We start from the raw sequence: 18,098 nt of genomic DNA, 5'->3' as shown, positions 1-18,098 counted from the left end.
CGGTAGCGGGCAGCGGCCCGACAATACGAAGCGGCGAAGGTTGGAACTCCAACATTCGCCGCTTTTGTGTGTCTGGTGATGAATATTATCATCTGTCGGAGTATGGTCTTTTTGTGTGGTTTTGTAGAAAGTGTGAGATGCCTCCCGTCGGGGCCGGGGGTTTTGGTCACTGAGGTGTCGGGTGGGTGGTTCTCGGGGGGATCGACACGCCCGATACCGGGAATCTGTTTTTGACCGTGACCGACTCGGAATGAATTTCCTCGAACTCTCTCGCGGCTGTTTCGGTTGCTCACGATGGGTAGTCATGCCTGCTGGCCTCCGCTGGGAGGGCTTCCGGGATTGCCCGAGCCGCCGGTGATTGCCGGAGGGGCCGCTCAGGCCTATTGTCACTCTGTGTAGTTGTTTGTCATTGCTAATGGAATTAGTAATTCCGCTCTTCGGAACTTACTGCCCAGGTTGGCGTCTGTGGTGCCGCCGGTTCGGGTTGGGGGTAATCGGGTGGGTGTTGTGGCCCGTTAAACTGGAGGCCTTATCCAACGAATGGGGTAATTTGCGCGACGTGCTCGGGGGATGAGCGGGCTGTCGCGGCCGGGAGAGGGGAACGACGATGTTCGTCACTATGTTCGGTGCCATGATGACTGCTGTTTTGGTGGCTTCCACTTTTACCGGATGGTCTTGGTGGTAGAACAGAACCGGTGAAACCATGACAGTCCGGTCGTCGTCGGCGGGGGGTGAACGGGGTTGCGGGCTCTTCCTGGGGGCGCGCGTGTCTACGTCGGAATCATCGTTGTCAGTGCTGTCGCCATCGTGCTCATCGGTCCTTACACAGGTATCGATGTGGGGACCCTGGTACTCATCGCGGTTCTCTTCGTCGTCGCGGAGTCGATAAGCACGCACGTGGTCGTCGACGTCAAGGAAGCCGGTATCTCACCGAGCTCCGCCGTGGCGCTGGCCGCGGTCGTGCTGGTCGGGCCGGCCGGGGCCGCGGTGGTGGGCCTGGCCTCCTGCCTGGCGATCCGCCGGCAGGGCCCGGTGAAACGGGCCTTCAACGGTGCGCAGTTCGCCCTGGCGGCCTACGCGGCCGGACACGTCTACCTACTACTCGGCGGCACCGTCGGTGTTCCGGGACAGTCGGACTTTCCCGGCATCGTCCTTCCGTACGTCGCCGCCGTCCTGACACACACGCTGCTCAACTCGGCGCTCATCGGCATCCTCATGTGGTGCCTGGGCGTCACCCGGCCCGCTGGCGCGGGGCGCCTGCGCTGGCGGCCGCTGGCCGCCCTGGAGATCGCCTCCGTCGGCTACCAGATGCTCGGCCTGGCGATCGCGGCGATCTGGGGCGCGGTGGGGATCATCGCCCCGCTCCTCGTGTTGCTGCCGCTGTTCATCGCCAGGTGGGTCTTCGGCCAGCAGACCGCCGAGGCACGGGCGCACGAGGCCACCCTGGCCACGCTGTGCCAGGCCGTGGAGACCAAGGACTACTACACACGGGGCCACTGCATGCGGGTGGCCGAGGGCTCGGCGATGATCGCCGCCGAGCTGGGCATGCCCGCCGAGCGCGTACAGAAGATCCGGTACGCCGGCATGCTGCACGACATCGGCAAGCTCGGCGTGCCCACCAAGGTGATCCAGAAGACCGGAAAGCTCACCGACGACGAGTACGCCGCGATCAAGCTGCACCCCACGCGCGGGTACGAGATCGTCCGCGAGATCAGCTTCCTGGACGAGGCGCTCGCGGGCATCCGGCACCACCACGAGCGACTGGACGGCCGCGGTTACCCGATGGGGCTGGTCGGGATGGAGATCCCCGAGTCCGCTCGCATCATCAGCGTGGCCGACGTCTTCGACTGCCTGACCTCCACGCGGTCCTACCGCAAGGCGTGGTCGGTCGAGGACGCCATCGCCGAGCTCCGACGCTGCGCGGGGAGCCAGTTCGATCCGCGCATGGTCGAGGCCCTCGTCCGGGCCGTCTCCCGTGAGGGTTGGCGGACCCCGGACATCGCGGAGCCCCCAGGGTGCCGTTACGGTTCCACCGAGCGCCCGGACCCCGACGAACCGGGAGCGCCGGTACCCGACCCCCCGGCCGAGGAGAAGAAGACGACACCGGTGGCGGAGTCCACGTCGGCCGGAGCGGTGACGGGTGGTCAGGACCGGTGATGACGCAGAAGCAGTCGGACGGGGCGGGCCCCTCCGGTCCCCAACCCGGCGGACCGGAGGGCGGGGCACTGGGCCACCAGCGTTCGGGAGGGCCGTTCTGGCGCACCGCGCGCCCCTTCCGGGCCCTGTTGGTGGGCGGGGTGGGCGCCGCCTCGCTGGCGGCCCTGGTGCTGACGGCCGCGGCCGGCTTCGAACAGCCCTACGTGGCCCTGGCCTTCTGCCTGGTCATCGCCGGGGGGGAGCTGGCCAGGATCACGCTGCCCGGCAACCGCGAGTCCGCGCCGATCGCCCTGGCCGGGGCGATCGCCTACGCGTTCCTGATCGGCCTGGGCGGTGAAGCGAGTCACCACACCGCCTGGCAGGTGGTGGCGGTGGTCGCCCTGGGCGTCGCGCTGGGCGAGCTGCCGCACGTGGCGGTGGGGCGCAGTCCCCGTCTGGAGGACGTGGCGCGCCGGGTGCTCACCGCGCTCCTGCTCGCCGCGGCCTTCCGCCCGCTCGTTGAGGCGCTGGCCCTGACCGGGCCCTCCGTCGCGGTGGCCCTGCTCATGACCGGGACCGTCGCCCTGGCCTGGGCACTGGACGTCGCGCTCTCGGCCGTGCTCCGCGCCGAAAGGCTGCGCACCCGGCTGCGGGTGGCGCTGCGCGACGAGGCCCGGGCCCAGGTCGCCACGGGGGGCGCGATCGCCTCCAGCGGCGTGCTGATCGCCCTGGCCTGCACGGTGACCGGCCTGGTGGGCCTGCTGGTCTTCCTCGCCCCGCTGCTGGTGTCACAGGTGGCCTTTCGCAGGCACGCCGAGGTGCGCCGCACCTACCTGGAGACGGTGCGGGCACTGTCCCGGGTCACCGAGGTGGGCGGGTACGTGGAGAACGGGCACTCGCGCCGGGTCAGCCAGCTCTCCCACGGGATCGCCTGCGAACTCGGGCTGGCCGAGGCCGAGCTGCTGGAGCTGGAGTACGCGGCGCTCATGCACGACATCGGCCAGTTGTCGCTGCGCGAACCCATCGCGGGCGGGGCGACCGTCCTGGCCTCGCCGAGGGAGCAGCGCCGGATCGCGGAGCTGGGTTCGGCCATCATCCGTGAGACCGGGGTGCTGGACAACGTCGCGGAGATGGTCCGCCGCCAGTGCGAGCCGCTGGCCGGAGACGGCGACGAGGGTGTGCCCCCGCTGGGCAGCCGGGTCATCAAGGTGGCCAACGCCTTCGACGACCTGGTCGGCGAGAACGGCGACGCGGAGCGCCGCGCCGCCGTCGTGGAACGCCTGCGGATGGACACCGACAGAGAGTACGACCCCCGCGTGGTCGACGCCCTGTCCCGCGTGCTCGAACGCCGGTAGCGGTCAGCCGCCCCGGTGCGCGGCCCCCAGGGTCCGCTCGAGGAGCTCCGCCTCGGCCTCGAAGGGGTAGCGGGTGGGCGCGACGTCCGCCGAGACTATCCAGGCGTCGCCGTCACCGCGCTCCGCTATCACCCGCTCGGCCAGGTCCGCGACGGCCTCGGGGGCCAGGATCCGGTTGCCCACGGTGCCCAGGTCCGTGTGCGGCAGCCACTCCCGGACCGGGTCGATGAGGGCGGTGTCTACGAACCCGGGGCAGAGGGCGTTGAAGGTGACCGGGTCCGCGGCGAACGTCCGGGCGAGGGAACGCACGAAGCTCACGGCGGCGTGCTTGGTCGCCGTGTAGACCTCCGTGTGGGGGCTGAAGAGCACGCCCGCCACACTGGCCGTGACCACGATCGATGCGCCCGGCCGATGGCGCATCAGCGGCAGTGCCGCGTGCACGCCGTAGACGACGCCGTCCAGGTTGACCGCGACGGTGCGGCGGTAGGAATCCAGGTCGTAGGGGATCCCCTGGGCCGGGCCGCTCTCGCTCGGCCCGGTCAGTCCGGCGTTGAGGTGGAGCACGTCCAGGCCGCCGTGTGCCTGCGCCGCGGTGTCGACCGCGGCCTCGACCTGCGCGAAATCGGTGACGTCGGTGTACTCGAAGCGCGCGCCGACCTCCTCGGCCAGGGCCGCGCCCGCCTCGGCGTCCAGGTCGGCGATCACGACCCGGCCGCCGTCGGCCGCCGCCCGCCGGACCAGCGCCGCGCCGATCCCCTTCGCCCCGCCGGTGACCAGGACGCTCCTGCCCGTACAGGCACCCATATCCGACCTCTCCGTCGCTGAGGACCCTGACTCCTCCTCGAACCTAGACGGCGGTTCGGAGGCGGACCAGGGCGCGTGAACCCCTGTGGGGTAGGGGTGCGCACCACCCTGCCCCGGGGTGCGGACCCCCGTGGGCGCGGTCGGAGCGGTCGCGGGTCCGCCGGTCAGTCGCGGGGCGGGCGCAGACGGGTGACGAACTTGTAGCGGTCGCCGCGGTAGAGCGAGCGCACCCACTCCACGGGGTGGCCGTCGCCGTCGAAGCTGTGCTGGCAGTGCAGGACCAGGGGCAGGCCCACGTCCACGCCGAGCAGGCGGGCCTCGTTCGGCGTGGCCAGCACCGTTTCGATGGAGGCCTCCGCCTCGGCCAGGGAGACGTCGTAGGCGCTCGCCAGAGCCTCGTAGAGCGACGCGTAGCGGTCGAGCTGCCTCCGGAGTCCGGGGAAGCGCCGCGCGGCCAGGTGGGCCGTTTCCACGGCCATCGGCTCGCCGTTGGCCAGGCGGAGCCGCTCGATGCGCAGCACGCGGCCACCGGAACGGATGGCGAGGAGCTCGGCGAGCTGGTCGTCGGCGTTGATGTAGCTGACGTCCAGGATGCGGGTGGCCGGATGCAGGCCGTGCGCCCGCATCTCCTGCGTGTAGCTGGTCAGCTGGAGGACCTGCGCGACCTTCGGCTTGGCCACGAACGTGCCCTTGCCCTGGATGCGCAGCAGACGCCCCTCGACGACCATCTCGGTCAGGGCTTGGCGCACCGTGGTGCGCGAGGTGCCGAACTGCGTCGCCAGGGCGCGCTCGGGCGGGACCGGGTTCCCGGCCGGCATCGCCTCGATCAGCTCCAGCAGCTGTTTCTTGACCTGGTAGTACTTCGGCACCCGGGGGTTGCCGTCCAGTGTGCGCTGACCAGTCATCAGTCTCCTCCGCCGCGTCCCGCGCTCGCCATCGCACCGCGCCCGGAAGTGGCCGGTCCGGTGGCTGTTCGGCCGCCGATTGGTGTGGACCACTGGTCGAGTGCGTGTCTCTTGAGTATGCACGTCTTCATGGGATGATTTGTGAGTGCCTCACCTCAGCGACCTCATTCGCCGCCACACCTCACTCAAGCAGGCGGACCTGGAGTGGATCCACTCACTGGTCTCGGACTGGCAGCTCCTGGCCGACCTCTCCTTCGCGGACCTCGTGCTGTGGGTGCGTCTGCGCGATGACGACGGCTGGGTCGCCGTCGCGCAGATGCGTCCCACCACCGGACCGACCGCCTTCCAGGACGACCTGGTCGAGACGGTGCTCCGGGACGACATGACCGATGTCACGTCCCGCTCCGGCCCCAGAGTGGTCGGCCGCCGCGCCCTCATAGACCGCGCCTGGAGCGAGGGGCGGATCTGCCGGGACGGTGACCCCGACTGGTCGGGCGGGGTGCCGGTCCGCGAGGAGACCATCCCGGTCCGCCGCGCGGGCAACCTCATCGCCGTCATCCAGCGCAGCACCAACCTGAGCTCGGCGCGTACCCCCAGCCGACTGGAGCTCACCTACCTCCAGAGCGCGGGCGACCTGGCCCAGATGATCGCCGAGGGGGCCTTCCCGTTCAGCGACCAGGGGCCGCTCATGGTCCGTTCGCCGAGGGTGGGCGATGGTCTACTCAGACTGGACCAAAACGGTGAAGTGGTCTACGCCAGTCCCAACGCCCTCTCGGCCTACCGGCGGTTGGGCCTGACCGCTGACCTGGTGGGCGCGCGCCTGGACCGCACCACGCTCGAACTCGCCGCGCAGGGCGAGGCCCGCGACGAGAACCTCACCTACACGGCGAGCGGCCGAGCCCCGCAGGAGGCCGAGGTCGACGCGCGCGGGGTCACCGTCCAACTGAGGTCCATACCTCTGGTCATCGACGGGGTGCGCATCGGCGCGCTGGTGATGGTCCGCGACGTCACCGAGCTCCGGCGGCGCGAGCGCGAGCTCATGACCAAGGACGCCACCATCCGGGAGATCCACCACCGGGTGAAGAACAACCTCCAGACGGTGGCGGCGCTGCTACGGCTGCAGTCGCGGCGCCTGGACATCCCCGAGGCGCGGGCGGCCCTGGACGAGGCGGTGGGGCGGGTGGGATCGATCGCGATCGTGCACGAGATGCTCTCGCACACCCCGGACGAGGTCGTTGACTTCGACGACATCGCCGACCGGGTCATGCAGATGGCGGCGGAGGTGTCCTCGACCGGCAGCGCGGTGGTGCCGCGCCGGGACGGGCACTTCGGGCTGCTGAACGCGCTGGTGGCCACGCCGCTCTCGATGGTCCTGGCCGAACTGGTGCAGAACGCGGTGGAGCACGGGCTGGATCAGGGGCCGGGCCTGATCGAGGTGAGGGTGCGCAGGTTCGACGCCGGGCCCGGGTTCCCGGGGCCGAGCAGTCTGGAGCTGGCCGTCTCCGACGACGGCGGCGGACTGCCGGAGGACTTCGACCTGGAGGGGACCACGAGTCTGGGCCTGCAGATCGTGCGGACCCTGATCGTGGGAGAGCTCGGAGGGACCCTGGCGATCAAGCCGAAGGAGACCGGAGGGACCGAGGTGGCGATCAGCCTGCCACTGGAACACGAGGAACGCGAGGTTCCGTGAGGTGATGAGCCCGGTGGGGGCGTGCGGTCGTGCGCCGTCCCCCGCCGCGCCAGCGGGGGTCGGTCGGCGTCATCGTCTGTTCGTGCTTGGGGGCGTCGGCTAGCTACGGACCATGGGCCGTAGCGCGAAACCACGGCGCTTGATGCGGCGTCGTTCCTCTTCCGAGGTGCCGCCCCAGACTCCGCCGTCCTGGCCGCTCTCCAGCGCCCACTTCAGGCAGGCCGAGCTGACCGGGCAGCGCTGGCAGACTGCCTTGGCCTCCTCGATCTGGATCAGTGCGGGGCCGAAGTTGCCGATGGGGAAGAAGAGTTCGGGGTCTTCGTCACGGCAGGCTGCGTCATGGCGCCAGTCCATGCGGTCCACTCCTCACAGTGAGGCGATCATTTGTGAAGCTTTTCACGATCGGAATGTGCAAGGGCGCCCGGTGGAGGGGATCCACCGGCGGGTCGTCAAGGCCGAGGTAGTTGAGGTTTCACCCCACGGCCACGTGGGAAGCGCCCAAATTAACTCGCCCGTAACTCGCGGCGATATCTTGAGCGTGACAGGATCACCGGGGCCATGCAAGAGCTCGCGAGGCCAAAGGTCCTGTTCTCCGTGTCGGGTGCGTCACAGTGATCGGGAATGGCCGCTTTCCCCGCAATTAACAGAAGATTCGTAATGCCTTCGGTACCGATTGGAAGTTGACCTCTTCACGCTCGCCCAGGTATTCGCCGTCGATTTGGAAGGCTCTCGGGTGAGTCGAGGAGATCCGCAGCCACGGTTGGTCGTGCCAGGTCACGTACCCGTCCCCACGTGCGGGAAGGCCCTTGGGCAAGAACATTTGGGAAAGAACCCAGCCAGTATGCATGTCTTGCACAACGGCCACGTCGCCCAGCGCGTGCGAAGGCTTCGTCAGCGCGAAAGCGTCCAGTCCCAGCTCGAAACGGGAGTCCGGGGTCGGCTGGAGTGGGAAGGCGCCCGCGTAGGTCCACGGGGTCGTATTGGTGACCAAGGCGAAATACGCGTCGTCCAAGGACCCTCCGTCAGTGGCGACGCTCAGTGACGGATCGCGCAGATCCCCCTGGAAGAACAGTTTCGCCGCGGCTTCCGCGTACAGCGCGGGTGTCGCCTTCCGGCCGACCTCGCGTTCGAGTTCCACCTGGTGCACCACGTCGGCGTCCCAGCCGAAACCAGCACAGAAGGTGAAATAGCGGTCGTCCTGGTCGCTGGTGATCCGGCCCAGCCCGATATCCCGCCGACGGTCGGCCTTGATGGCCTTCAGTACCGCGCCGGTCGCGTCGACCGGGTCGCCGGGTACGCCCAGGGAACGGATGAACACGTTCGCGCTGCCGCCGGGGATCACCGCGTAACCGGGGCGGGTCAACCCTTCCGGGGTGGACAGGAGCCCGTTGACGACCTCGTTGACGGTGCCGTCACCGCCCAGGCTCAACACGAGTTCGTACCCCTCCGCGGCCGCCCCACGGGCCAGCTCGCGGGCGTGGTTCCGATACGCGGTCTCCACGGCCGTGACGTCCAACTCCTCCGTCAGAGCGCCGAGGATCACCTCACGGGTACGGGAAGTGGTCGTGGTCGCCTGGGGATTCATGATGAAGAGGGATCGCACGTCGCCAGTGTAGGCGTTCCCCTACCAACTGGTAATACGGAAGGCGGGGATGAGGCGCCGGCGGACGTCGCGGGGCCGGGAAGGGGAACGCCGGGAGCGCGTATAGGCTCGTCAGGTGTCTTCGCGTCCCATCACCATCGTCATCGCCGCCGCGCTTGAGGCCCTGATCGGGCTGGTCGCGGCGATCGCCGGAATCTACAGCCTCTACACCGCGATCACCGGCCGGGCCGCCGACCCGGTCTCGTCGGCCGTCCCGCTCGCCGTGATCGGTGTCGGGGTCGGCGCGCTGCTGGTCTTCGTCGCGCACGGGCTGTGGCAGCTGCGCGACTGGGCCCGGACCCCGGTGGTGGTCACCCAGCTCTTCATGGCCGTGATCGCCTACTACATGTTCACCGGCGGGCAGTTCGTGATCGGCTCCGTGATGATCGGCACCGCCGTCATCGCCGCGGCCGCCGTTCTGGCACCGCCGACGACCGCGGTGCTGTTCACCGAGGCGGGGAACGAACGCCGTTAGGGCCTTCGTGGCGGGCGCCCCGGGCGCCCCGGCACCCGCGGTGGGGACCGCGGCCGGTCGCGGGGGCGCGCGCCGCGCACCACTGAAACGTGCCGGTCCCAGGCGTGCTCTGTCGGTGAACCGGGCACACTAGCCGGAACCGCAGGTGACGTCCGTGGGGTGGTGAACATGTCGCAGTGGACTCCTGCCCTTCTCGCGCAGGCGCGGAGGGCGGCGCGAGAGACCCCCGCTAGGCGGGAGCGGTACGTCGATTTCCTCCGGGCCCTGGCCATCCTGCTGGTGGTGCTCGGACACTGGCTCGCCGCCGTGATCGTCTCAGCCAACGGTATGACCGGCGAAAACGCCCTGGCGCACCTGTCCTGGGCCCACCCACTGACGTGGTTCTTCCAGGTCATGCCGGTGTTCTTCCTGGTCGGGGGGTACGCCAACGCGGCCTCCATGGACCAGCACCGGCGCAAGGGCGGTGACGGCGCGGGCTGGCTCCTGGGCCGTACCGACCGGCTGCTGCGCCCGACCAGTGCCTTCATCGGCCTGCTCTGGGGCTGCGCGCTGGTGGCGGGCCTGGCCGGGATGGACCGCGAACTGGTCGCCATCGGGGTCTGGGCCGCCTCGATCCCCCTGTGGTTCCTCGCGGCCTACCTCGGTGTGGTGTTGTGCGCCCCGACCATGTACGCCCTGCACCGCAGGGCGGGAGCCGCCGTGCCCGTCCTCCTGACCGGCGCGGTACTGCTGCTCGACGTGCTGAGGCTGGGTGCCGGGGTGCCGGTGGTGGGAGAGGCCAACTATCTGCTGGTCTGGCTCACGATGCACCAGGTGGGCTTCCTGTGGCGCGACCGGTGGACGCGGACGGGGCCGCTCGCTCCGGCGGGCTTCGCCGCGGCCGGTTTCAGCCTGCTGTTCGTGCTGACCGTGTTCGGTCCCTATCCGGTGAGCATGGTGGACGTGCCCGGGGAGGAGTTGGGCAACGCCTCGCCTCCGACCTTCGCCCTTCTCGTGCTGGGGCTGTCCCAGACGGCGCTCGCTCTCGTGCTGCTGGGGCCGGCCAGACGGATGCTGCGCAGAACCGGGCCCTGGACGGCGGTCGTCGCCGTGAACTCGGTGGTGCTGACCCTGTTCCTGTGGCACATGCTCGCCGCTGTGCTGACCGGCGCCCTGCTCCACGGCACCGGACTCTTCCCCGAGCCGGCGGTGGGTTCGGGGGAGTGGCTCCTGTTCCGGCTCCCGTGGGTGCTCGCGGTCTCGGTGGTGATGGGCGTGTTGTTGGCGGTGTTCGGCCGGGTCGAGGCGCGCACCGCTCCCTCCAGCGCCGGTTGGCGGGCAGGCGGGCTCCTCGGACTGCCCCCCGGGCAGGCACTGTGGAACGCGGCGACCTGGTCGGCGCTGCTGGCCGTGATCCTCGGCCTGGTGTGGGTGGCGCTGGCAGGTCCCGAGCCCCACGGCGTCGGTGCCCTGCCGACCGCTGCGTTCGCTGCCTACGTCGTCGGCGCGAGCGTGTTGCGTCTGGCACGGCGTCGGCAAGCCCGTGCCGCGCAGGAGCAGGAGGATTAGGGGGCGCGACGGACGGAGGCGGCCCCGTCGCCTCCAGGAGGTGACGGGGCCGCCAGGGCAGAACTCAGTCGTCCGTGGTGAGCGCCTGTCGCAGCTGTGCCAGTGTGCGCGCCAGCAGGCGCGACACGTGCATCTGGGAGATGCCCAGTTCCTGGGCGATCTGCGACTGCGTCATGTTCCCGAAGAAGCGCAGCAGCAGGATGCGCTTCTCCCGGGGCGGGAGCTGTTCCAGAAGCGGCTTCAACGACTCCCGGTACTCCACGCCCTCCAGGGACTCGTCGACGATCCCCAGCGAGTCAGCCACCGCGGGGGCGTCCTCGTCACCGCTGTCGGGAGCGTCCAGAGAGACCGTCGAGTAGGCGTTGGCGGACTCCAGGCCCTCCAGCACCTCCTCCTCGGTCATCTGCAGGTGCGCGGCCAGTTCCGCGACGGTGGGGGAGCGCCCCTCCCGCTGGGACAGGTCGCTGACCGCCTTGGTCAGCGAGAGCTTCAGCTCCTGGAGGCGACGGGGAACCCGTACCGCCCAGCCCTTGTCCCGGAAGTGACGCTTGATCTCACCGACGATCGTCGGGGTCGCGTAGGTGGAGAACTCCACCCCGCGCTCCAGGTCGAACCGGTCGATGGACTTGATCAGCCCGATCGTGGCCACCTGGGTGAGATCGTCCAGCCACTCACCGCGGTTGCGGAACCGTCGGGCCAGGTACTCCACCAACGGCAGGTGGAGTTCCACCAGCTCGTCACGGATCGCCCGGCGCTCAGGTGCGTCCGCGTCGAGTTCGTTAAGGCGCTCGAACAACTCTCTCGCGCGCGCCCGGTCGGGCACCGCGTGCTCGGTCTTCGCTGTCAGAGCGGGCCCCCTTTCGCTCACGCCGGCTCCAGGGTGCCTCGGCGTTTGTACAGGACGATGTAGACGCGGTCGTCCGGACCGACCCCCGCGTCGACATCCCCCGCGAGAGCGGACAGGACGGTCCAGGCGAAGGTGTCACGGGCGGGAAGGCGGCCGTCCGCGGTCAGCACCGAGACGGATATGCGCATCCCCTCGGGGGTGAGTTCGAATTCCGTGGTCAGTTCTGTGCCGGGCAGCGCCTGTGAGAGGAGCATCGCGCACGCCTCGTCGACCCCGATCCTCAGGTCCTCGATCTCGTCGAGGGTGAAGTCGAGCCGGGCGGCCAGCCCTGCCGTCGCCGTGCGCAGGACAGACAGGTAAGCGCTGTCGGCGGGCATGTTGACGGTGACAGCGTCGCGTACACCGGTGGCGTCGGCCGTGGGCACAGCGGTTTCTTCGGTCACGTCCCTCCTTCGGGGGGCGAGGTTGCCGCTTGAGAGCAATGTATCTCGTTTCACCCTGCCACTGACGCAGGGAGAACAGATCGTGTCCGGCCTCAGAGGCCCGAACACGAGACGAATGGCCCGGCTCAGCCCTTCTCAGAGCCCAGTGCGGCCAGCGCGTCGCCGTCCAGGCGGCGGACCGTCCATTCGTCCATGGGCGTTGAACCCAGGGTCTCGTAGAACCCGATCGCCGGAAGGTTCCAGTCCAGAACCGACCATTCGAGACGGGTGTAGCCGCGCTCCACGCAGATCCGGGCGAGGTTTCTCAGCAGGGCCCGCCCGTATCCGTGGCCGCGCAGCTCGGGCCGGACGTACAGGTCCTCCAGGTAGATGCCGTGCCTGCCGGTCCAGGTGGAGTAGTTGCGGAACCACAGGGCGAACCCGGCCGCGACCGGGCTGCCGTCGGAACCCGTGTGTTCGGCGACGTGCGCGTACACCGCGGCGTCCGGTCCGAACAGGGCGGTGCGCAGGTCCCGCTCGGTGGCGACGACCGCGTCGGGTTCCTTCTCGTACTCCGCGAGCTCCCGGATCATCCCGTGGATGACGGGAACGTCGTCGGGTCGGGCAGGACGGATCATCGGACCACCTCGGGAGCGGAGCTACGGCTACGGTCGGTCCCCAGGGTATGCGCTGGACGGAGGGGGGCCGCGGCACATCCGGGACCCACGGGACGGATCCTCCCCTCAGTAGGGGGCCGGCCCGCCGTCAGGGCGCCGCCGTCCCGCCTCTCCTAGTGCGGCCGGTGCGCGACCAGCCGCTCCACCATGCCCAAGAGCAGCCGGTCGTGGTGGCCCACCTCGAACCCGGCCTCCTCCGCGACGGTGCGGGGCAGCCTGCGCGGGTGCTTGCGCAGGCGCTCAAGGAGCCGGAACGGGAACCGGGTGTACTCGATGTGGTCGACCAGCAGCAGCCGGCCCCCCGGCACCAGCACCCGGTGCATCTCCGCCAGCGCGCGCCCCTGGTCGGGGATCGTGCACAGCGCCAGAGCGCACAGCACGGTGTCGAACGACTGGTCGGCGAAGTCCAGCGCCTGGGCGTCGCCCTCCACCAGGGTCACCGGGCGGCCCTGCTCCTCGGCTCTCTCCCGGGCCCGCTCCAGCATGGCGGGGCTCAGGTCCACCCCGGTCAGCTTCACCTGCGGCGGGTAGTGCTCCAGGTTCATCCCGGTGCCCACGGCCACCTCCAGGGTGCGCCCCCTGGCGCCGCCACACAGGAGCCTGCGGGTGTTGCGGATACCCGCGGGCTCGATCCGGCCCCCGGTGTCGTAGCTCTTCGCCCGGCCCTCCCAGAGCTCACGGGCCTTCTCCGTACGCGCGTCCATGCCTCTCCCCAGGGGCGGGTGGGATCCCCCTGATGACTTTGGGGCCGCGAGCCCCTCCGGTCAAGGGCGACGCGGGCACACAGCGTCGGACACCGGGGTGAACACGGCGGAGCCCCGCGCTCCCGGTGGCGGGGAACGCGGGGCTCCGCGCGGCGATTCGTGCGGTGGTCCGTGGGGCCGTTCGCTCCTAGAGGACCTTGGACAGGAAGGCCTGGGTGCGCTCGTGCCGGGGGTTGGAGAGCACCTCGTCCGGGGTCCCCGCCTCCACCACGACGCCGCCGTCCATGAAGACCAGCGAGTCGCCGACCTCGCGGGCGAAGCCCATCTCGTGGGTGACCACGACCATGGTCATACCGCCCTTGGCGAGGTCGCGCATGACGTCCAGGACCTCACCGACCAGCTCCGGGTCCAGGGCGCTGGTGGGTTCGTCGAACAGCATCAGCGACGGCTCCATCGCCAGCGCGCGGGCGATCGCCACGCGCTGCTGCTGGCCGCCGGAGAGCTGCTCCGGGTAGGCGTGCGCCTTGTCCGGCAGCCCGACCCGTTCCAGCAGCTCCATGGCGTGCGCGGTGGCCTTCGCCCGCGGAACCCGCTTGACCTGGACCGGCGCCTCGGTGACGTTGCCGAGCACGGTCAGGTGCGGGAACAGGTTGAACCGCTGGAAGACCATCCCGATGTCGCTGCGCTGCGCGGCGATCTCACCGTCGCGCAGCTCGTACAGGCGCCCCCGCTTTTGCCGGTAGCCCATCAGCTCGCCGTTGACCCACAGGCGGCCCGCGGTGAGCTTCTCCAGGTGGTTGATGCAGCGTAGGAACGTGGACTTGCCCGACCCCGAGGGGCCGACGACGCACATGACCTCGCCGCGCTTGACCTCCAGATCGATGCCCTTGAGCACCTCAAGGCGCCCGAAGCTCTTGTGCACGTCCTCGGCCACCACGAGGGCGTCCGCGGGCAGCTCCGCGCCCTCAGCGGTCTCCACGACCCCGTCGTGCGCGGTCACGCCGTTCTCCTCGGCCATCAGTGCGCCCCTCCCACGATGCGGTCCCGGACCCCGCGCTCACTCCGGCTGAACCTGCGTTCGATGAAGTACTGGCCGACCATCAGGACACTGGTGATCGCCAGGTACCACAGGCACGCCGCCACCAGCATCGGGAAGATCTGGTAGGTGCGGGTACCGACCGCCTGGAGCTGGTAGAAGAGCTCGATGGTCACCGGTACGTACGCCAACAGGGCGGTGTCCTTGAGCATCGCGATGGTCTCGTTGCCGGTGGGCGGGATGACCACGCGCATCGCCTGCGGCAGGGTGATGCGCCGCATGATCTTGCTCCGGCTCATCCCGAGCGCCTGGGCGGCCTCGGTCTGGCCCTTGTTCACCGACTGCAGGCCGGCACGGATGATCTCGGCCATGTAGGCGCCCTCGGACAGGGCCAGGGCGAGCAGACCGGCCATGTAGCCGCTCAGCAGCGTGCGGACGTCGATCTCGAAGAAGCGGGCGTCGCCCTCCAGGCCCAGCCACGGCATCCAGTAGTTGTCGAACGGCAGCCCGATGTGGATGGTCGAGTACAGGATGGCGATGTTGCCGAAGAGCACCGCCAGCACCAGGCGGGGCACGCCGCGGAAGAACCAGGTGTACATCCAGGAGACCGAGACCAGGACCGGGTTCCCGGACAGGCGCATGATCGCGAGGATCACGCCCAGCAGGATTCCGATGATCATGGCCAGGATGGTGGCGCTGAGGGTCACCCAGACACCGCGCAGGACCGGGTCCGAGAACATGTGGTCGAACATGAAGGGCCAGTTGAACGCCGGGTTCGTGATCAGCATGTTCACGAACATCGCGGCGAGGACCAGCACGATTCCGGCGGCGACCCAGCGTTCCGGGTAACGGACGGGGACGGCGGTGATCGGGTCGGCCGAACGGCTCCGGGTCGGTTCCTTCGACCCCGGATCGTCCGCCGATGCACTCGGTGACGTCACGGATCAGACTTTCGCTAGTGGCGGGCGCCCGGACGGATCCGGGTGAAACGGCCGCACGCCGGCCCTGTGCGAGCTCGGCGTGCGGCGGGGCGGTTGGACCTACTCCTCGACGGAGGGGTTGACCTCGGAGGTGTCGATGGCGCCGGTCTCGATACCCCACTCCTCGAGGACGGCGTCGTAGGTGCCGTCCTCCATGATGGCGTTGAACGCGGCGGCCAGGGCGTCGGCCAGCTCGTTGTCGTCCTGGTTGACGACGACGCCGTACGGCGCGGCGTCGTACTGCTCACCGATGAACTCGAGCTGGTCGCCGGTCTCCTGGAGGGCGAACAGCGAGGTGGGCAGGTCGGCCAGGGAGGCGTCGTTCACCCCGGAGATCACGCTGGTGGTGGCCAACTGCTGGTTCGGGAACTTCTCGATTGTGATGGCGTCCTCGCCCGCCTCGACGCAGGCCTCGCTGCGGGCCTCGACGTCGGCGTCGTGCGTGGTGCCGGTCTGTACGGCGACGCGCTGACCGCAGGCGTTGTCGGGGTCGATGTCCTCGGGGTTGCCGGCCAGGGAGAACCACTGCGTCCCGGAAGAGAAGTAGCTGACCATGTTCACGGTCTCCATGCGCTCCTCGTTGATGGTGAAGGAGGAGGCGCCGAGGGTGTACTGGCCGCTGTCGACCCCGATGATGATCGCGTCGAAGTTGGCGGGGACCCACTCGGCCTCGAGGTCGAGCTTGGTCAGGGCGGCGGTGACCAGGTCGACGTTGAAGCCCAGGACGGTCTCGCCGTCCTCGTCCAGGTACTCGCCGGGCGGGTACTCGGCCTCGACGCCGATGGAGACGGAACCGGCCTCGCGGATCTCGTCGGGGACCAGGGCGGCGAGCTCCTCGTCGGCGGATACCTCGGGGGCGGCCGAGTCGTCGGCACCCTCCCCACCGTTGCCGCACGCTGTCAGGGCCAGGATGCCGGCGGCGGCCAGGGCGCCGAGGGCGAACGGCCCGGAGTCGGGCTTGCGCAGTGCCATGTGGGGTCTCCTTCTGGGAGCACGGAGTGCCTGGTCAGAACCGGGTGCGACGGTGAACGCGGACTGCCGATGTCGAGATGCAGGACATTATGCTTGATCTGGTGATACGTCGGTAACTTCCCATCGTGTCCACCCGCGATTTTCCTGTGGTCACCGTTGTGAGAGGATTGCGTAACGGGTCATCCCCGTGAGATGCGGACGCGCAGTACTCGGATAAGAGTCCAGCGAAGACCGTCCCTTCCGGCGAACACCACCGGTCATGGCCGACCGGCGCCGTGGAGGGCTCCCCTAGCACCCTTACGTCTTCGCGCGTGATCCGTTGCCCACCGTCCCTCGTCATGGCCGACGCGGGACGTAGCATCAGACCGAGGGGTTTGAGTAGTGACCACCTTTTCTTCGCGTACCCAGAACACGTCCCACCTGGACGAGGACCCGGCTTTCGCCATGCACCGCGGCGGCAAGCTGCAGGTGACCTCCACCGTGGACGTCAGTGACCACGAGGGCCTGTCCCTCGCCTACACCCCCGGCGTCGCCCGCGTCTGCGACGCGATCGCCGAGGACGCCGAACTGGTCGAGACCTACACCTGGAAGAGCAACCTGGTCGCCGTCGTCACCGACGGCACCGCCGTGCTCGGTCTGGGCAACATCGGACCAGAGGCCTCCCTGCCGGTCATGGAGGGCAAGTCGCTGCTGTTCAAGCAGTTCGGCGGTGTCGACTCCGTGCCGATCGCGCTCAACTGCACCGACACCGACGAGATCGTCGAGACCGTCGTGCGCATGTCGCCGTCCTTCGGCGGCATCAACCTGGAGGACATCGCCGCCCCGCGCTGCTTCGAGATCGAGGCCAAGCTGCGTGAGCGCCTGGACATCCCGGTCTTCCACGACGATCAGCACGGCACCGCGATCGTGACCGTCGCCGCCATGCACAACGCCGCCCGCCTCACCGGCCGCACCCTGGCCGACCTGCGGGTGGTCGTCTCCGGTGCGGGCGCCGCCGGGGTCGCCGTCACCAAGATGCTCATCGACGGCGGGATCGGCGACATCGCCGTGGCCGACTCCAAGGGCATGATCTACCAGGGCCGCGAGGGCCTGACCCCGATCAAGCAGGAACTGGCCTCGATCAGCAACAAGGCCGGTCTGCAGGGCTCCATCGAGAGCGCCCTCGAGGGCGCCGACGTCTTCGTCGGCCTGTCCGCCGGAGAGGTCCCCGAGTCGGTCGTGGCCACGATGGCCGAGGACGCCATCATCTTCGCCATGGCCAACCCCAACCCGGAGGTGCACCCGGACGTCGCCCGCAAGTACGCGAGCGTCGTCGCCACCGGGCGCAGCGACTTCCCGAACCAGATCAACAACGTGCTGGCCTTCCCGGGCGTCTTCCGGGGCGCCTTCGACGTCCAGGCCAGCGACATCACCGAGAACATGAAGCTGGCCGCCGCCAAGGCGCTGGCCGGGCTGGTCGGTGACGACCTGAGCGCCGACTACGTCATCCCGAGCTCCTTCGACGAGCGGGTGGTCCCGGCGGTCTCCGCCGCCGTCGCCGCCCAGGCCCGCCAGGACGGCGTCGCCCGCCGCTAGGCGCACCGAAACACACGGCCAAGGCCCGCGGACCGCACCGGTCCGCGGGCCATCGCTGTGCTCTGACCCTCACATCAGCTCCGCCGAGGTGTCGAACTCCTTGGCCAGGAGGGCGAAGGCCGCGCGCAGCTCGGCGAGGGCGGCGTCCGGGGTGTCTCCCTCGCCGTGGGCGGAGACCCCCGGCCGCAGCACCGCGTGGGCGCACCAGACCCCGTCCTCGTCCTGCTCGATCGTGTACGGAACCAGCAACGGTACTTCCTCGTCCGTCGGATGATGCGCGACCGAAGGGCCCGGAGGAGCACGCCCCCGCGTGCTCCTCCGGGCCCTCGC

18 protein-coding genes are annotated in these 18,098 nt (G+C 69.5%); 6 read left to right on the top strand and 12 right to left on the bottom strand.

Going from position 1 to position 18,098, the window contains the following annotated elements:
* Nucleotides 1–807 precede the first annotated feature (807 nt).
* Entirely contained in the window at nucleotides 808–2,157 is a 1,350-nt protein-coding gene (locus tag HNR07_RS18250; RefSeq protein WP_184366026.1) for an HD-GYP domain-containing protein, read from the top strand.
* Entirely contained in the window at nucleotides 2,157–3,491 is a 1,335-nt protein-coding gene (locus HNR07_RS18245) for an HD-GYP domain-containing protein (RefSeq protein WP_184366025.1), read from the top strand. Before HNR07_RS18250 ends, HNR07_RS18245 begins: the two co-directional genes overlap by 1 nt.
* 3 nt (nucleotides 3,492–3,494) lie before the next feature.
* Here the strand turns inward: HNR07_RS18245 and HNR07_RS18240 are convergent, their stop codons facing one another.
* Together HNR07_RS18240 and HNR07_RS18235 are read right to left on the bottom strand one after the other, a co-directional pair.
* Nucleotides 3,495–4,295 (bottom strand): SDR family NAD(P)-dependent oxidoreductase, encoded by an 801-nt coding sequence (locus tag HNR07_RS18240; protein WP_184366024.1) that lies wholly within the window; start codon nucleotides 4,293–4,295, stop codon nucleotides 3,495–3,497.
* Between the two features lie 164 nt (nucleotides 4,296–4,459).
* Nucleotides 4,460–5,200: a GntR family transcriptional regulator gene (locus HNR07_RS18235; protein ID WP_013154702.1), complete on the bottom strand. Its 741-nt coding sequence runs from the start codon at nucleotides 5,198–5,200 to the stop codon at nucleotides 4,460–4,462.
* A gap of 145 nt (nucleotides 5,201–5,345) precedes the next feature.
* On the opposite strand from HNR07_RS18235, the gene HNR07_RS18230 reads away from it, so the two are divergent.
* Nucleotides 5,346–6,890, top strand: coding sequence for a sensor histidine kinase (locus tag HNR07_RS18230; RefSeq protein WP_184366023.1), 1,545 nt, complete (start codon nucleotides 5,346–5,348; stop codon nucleotides 6,888–6,890).
* Nucleotides 6,891–6,989: 99 nt separating this feature from the next.
* On the opposite strand, the gene HNR07_RS18225 is transcribed toward HNR07_RS18230, so the two are convergent.
* Nucleotides 6,990–7,244 (bottom strand): WhiB family transcriptional regulator, encoded by a 255-nt coding sequence (locus HNR07_RS18225; RefSeq protein WP_184366022.1) that lies wholly within the window; start codon nucleotides 7,242–7,244, stop codon nucleotides 6,990–6,992.
* Between the two features lie 286 nt (nucleotides 7,245–7,530).
* Complete coding sequence (locus tag HNR07_RS18220; RefSeq protein ID WP_184366021.1) at nucleotides 7,531–8,493, bottom strand: diacylglycerol/lipid kinase family protein; 963 nt, start codon at nucleotides 8,491–8,493, stop codon at nucleotides 7,531–7,533.
* A 115-nt stretch (nucleotides 8,494–8,608) separates the two neighbouring features.
* Between HNR07_RS18220 and HNR07_RS18215 the strand changes: the two genes are divergently transcribed.
* On the top strand, nucleotides 8,609–9,007 hold the full coding sequence (locus HNR07_RS18215; RefSeq protein ID WP_184366020.1) for a hypothetical protein: 399 nt from the start codon (nucleotides 8,609–8,611) through the stop codon (nucleotides 9,005–9,007).
* A 168-nt stretch (nucleotides 9,008–9,175) separates the two neighbouring features.
* Nucleotides 9,176–10,555, top strand: coding sequence for an acyltransferase family protein (locus tag HNR07_RS18210; RefSeq protein WP_184366019.1), 1,380 nt, complete (start codon nucleotides 9,176–9,178; stop codon nucleotides 10,553–10,555).
* A gap of 64 nt (nucleotides 10,556–10,619) precedes the next feature.
* Here the strand turns inward: HNR07_RS18210 and HNR07_RS18205 are convergent, their stop codons facing one another.
* From HNR07_RS18205 to HNR07_RS18175, 7 genes are all read right to left on the bottom strand, one after another.
* Nucleotides 10,620–11,378, bottom strand: a complete 759-nt coding sequence (locus tag HNR07_RS18205) for an RNA polymerase sigma factor SigF (protein WP_017581906.1) — start codon at nucleotides 11,376–11,378, stop codon at nucleotides 10,620–10,622.
* 41 nt (nucleotides 11,379–11,419) lie between these two features.
* A complete protein-coding gene (locus HNR07_RS18200) occupies nucleotides 11,420–11,845 on the bottom strand; it encodes an ATP-binding protein (protein WP_017581905.1) in 426 nt (141 codons plus the stop codon).
* 125 nt (nucleotides 11,846–11,970) lie between these two features.
* Complete coding sequence (locus tag HNR07_RS18195) at nucleotides 11,971–12,462, bottom strand: GNAT family N-acetyltransferase (RefSeq protein WP_184366018.1); 492 nt, start codon at nucleotides 12,460–12,462, stop codon at nucleotides 11,971–11,973.
* Between the two features lie 152 nt (nucleotides 12,463–12,614).
* Entirely contained in the window at nucleotides 12,615–13,205 is a 591-nt protein-coding gene (locus HNR07_RS18190; RefSeq protein ID WP_184366017.1) for a class I SAM-dependent methyltransferase, read from the bottom strand.
* Nucleotides 13,206–13,392: 187 nt separating this feature from the next.
* Nucleotides 13,393–14,223 carry an amino acid ABC transporter ATP-binding protein gene (locus HNR07_RS18185; RefSeq protein WP_246420381.1) on the bottom strand — a complete coding sequence of 277 codons (831 nt, stop codon included), beginning with the start codon at nucleotides 14,221–14,223 and terminating at the stop codon, nucleotides 13,393–13,395.
* Complete coding sequence (locus tag HNR07_RS18180; protein WP_017581901.1) at nucleotides 14,223–15,182, bottom strand: amino acid ABC transporter permease; 960 nt, start codon at nucleotides 15,180–15,182, stop codon at nucleotides 14,223–14,225. Before HNR07_RS18180 ends, HNR07_RS18185 begins: the two co-directional genes overlap by 1 nt.
* 99 nt (nucleotides 15,183–15,281) lie before the next feature.
* A complete protein-coding gene (locus tag HNR07_RS18175) occupies nucleotides 15,282–16,193 on the bottom strand; it encodes an ABC transporter substrate-binding protein (protein ID WP_184366016.1) in 912 nt (303 codons plus the stop codon).
* A gap of 381 nt (nucleotides 16,194–16,574) precedes the next feature.
* On the opposite strand from HNR07_RS18175, the gene HNR07_RS18170 reads away from it, so the two are divergent.
* Nucleotides 16,575–17,768 (top strand): NAD(P)-dependent malic enzyme, encoded by a 1,194-nt coding sequence (locus HNR07_RS18170; RefSeq protein WP_184366015.1) that lies wholly within the window; start codon nucleotides 16,575–16,577, stop codon nucleotides 17,766–17,768.
* 69 nt (nucleotides 17,769–17,837) lie between these two features.
* Here the strand turns inward: HNR07_RS18170 and HNR07_RS18165 are convergent, their stop codons facing one another.
* Entirely contained in the window at nucleotides 17,838–18,017 is a 180-nt protein-coding gene (locus HNR07_RS18165; protein ID WP_184366014.1) for a hypothetical protein, read from the bottom strand.
* Nucleotides 18,018–18,098 lie beyond the last annotated feature (81 nt).

This window comes from Nocardiopsis metallicus, from assembly GCF_014201115.1.
Lineage (GTDB): Bacteria > Actinomycetota > Actinomycetes > Streptosporangiales > Streptosporangiaceae > Nocardiopsis > Nocardiopsis metallicus.
Note: the sequence above shows the minus strand (reverse complement) of the source record. Positions and strands in the feature narration are given on the sequence as shown.

Coding starts and splice junctions, on each gene's coding strand:
- HNR07_RS18245 (WP_184366025.1), top strand. CDS start 2,157: ATGACGCAGAAGCAGTCGGACGGGGCGGGCCCCTCCGGTCCCCAACCC.
- HNR07_RS18240 (WP_184366024.1), bottom strand. CDS start 4,295: ATGGGTGCCTGTACGGGCAGGAGCGTCCTGGTCACCGGCGGGGCGAAG.
- HNR07_RS18235 (WP_013154702.1), bottom strand. CDS start 5,200: ATGACTGGTCAGCGCACACTGGACGGCAACCCCCGGGTGCCGAAGTAC.
- HNR07_RS18225 (WP_184366022.1), bottom strand. CDS start 7,244: ATGGACTGGCGCCATGACGCAGCCTGCCGTGACGAAGACCCCGAACTC.
- HNR07_RS18210 (WP_184366019.1), top strand. CDS start 9,176: ATGTCGCAGTGGACTCCTGCCCTTCTCGCGCAGGCGCGGAGGGCGGCG.
- HNR07_RS18195 (WP_184366018.1), bottom strand. CDS start 12,462: ATGATCCGTCCTGCCCGACCCGACGACGTTCCCGTCATCCACGGGATG.
- HNR07_RS18190 (WP_184366017.1), bottom strand. CDS start 13,205: ATGGACGCGCGTACGGAGAAGGCCCGTGAGCTCTGGGAGGGCCGGGCG.
- HNR07_RS18185 (WP_246420381.1), bottom strand. CDS start 14,223: ATGGCCGAGGAGAACGGCGTGACCGCGCACGACGGGGTCGTGGAGACC.
- HNR07_RS18175 (WP_184366016.1), bottom strand. CDS start 16,193: ATGGCACTGCGCAAGCCCGACTCCGGGCCGTTCGCCCTCGGCGCCCTG.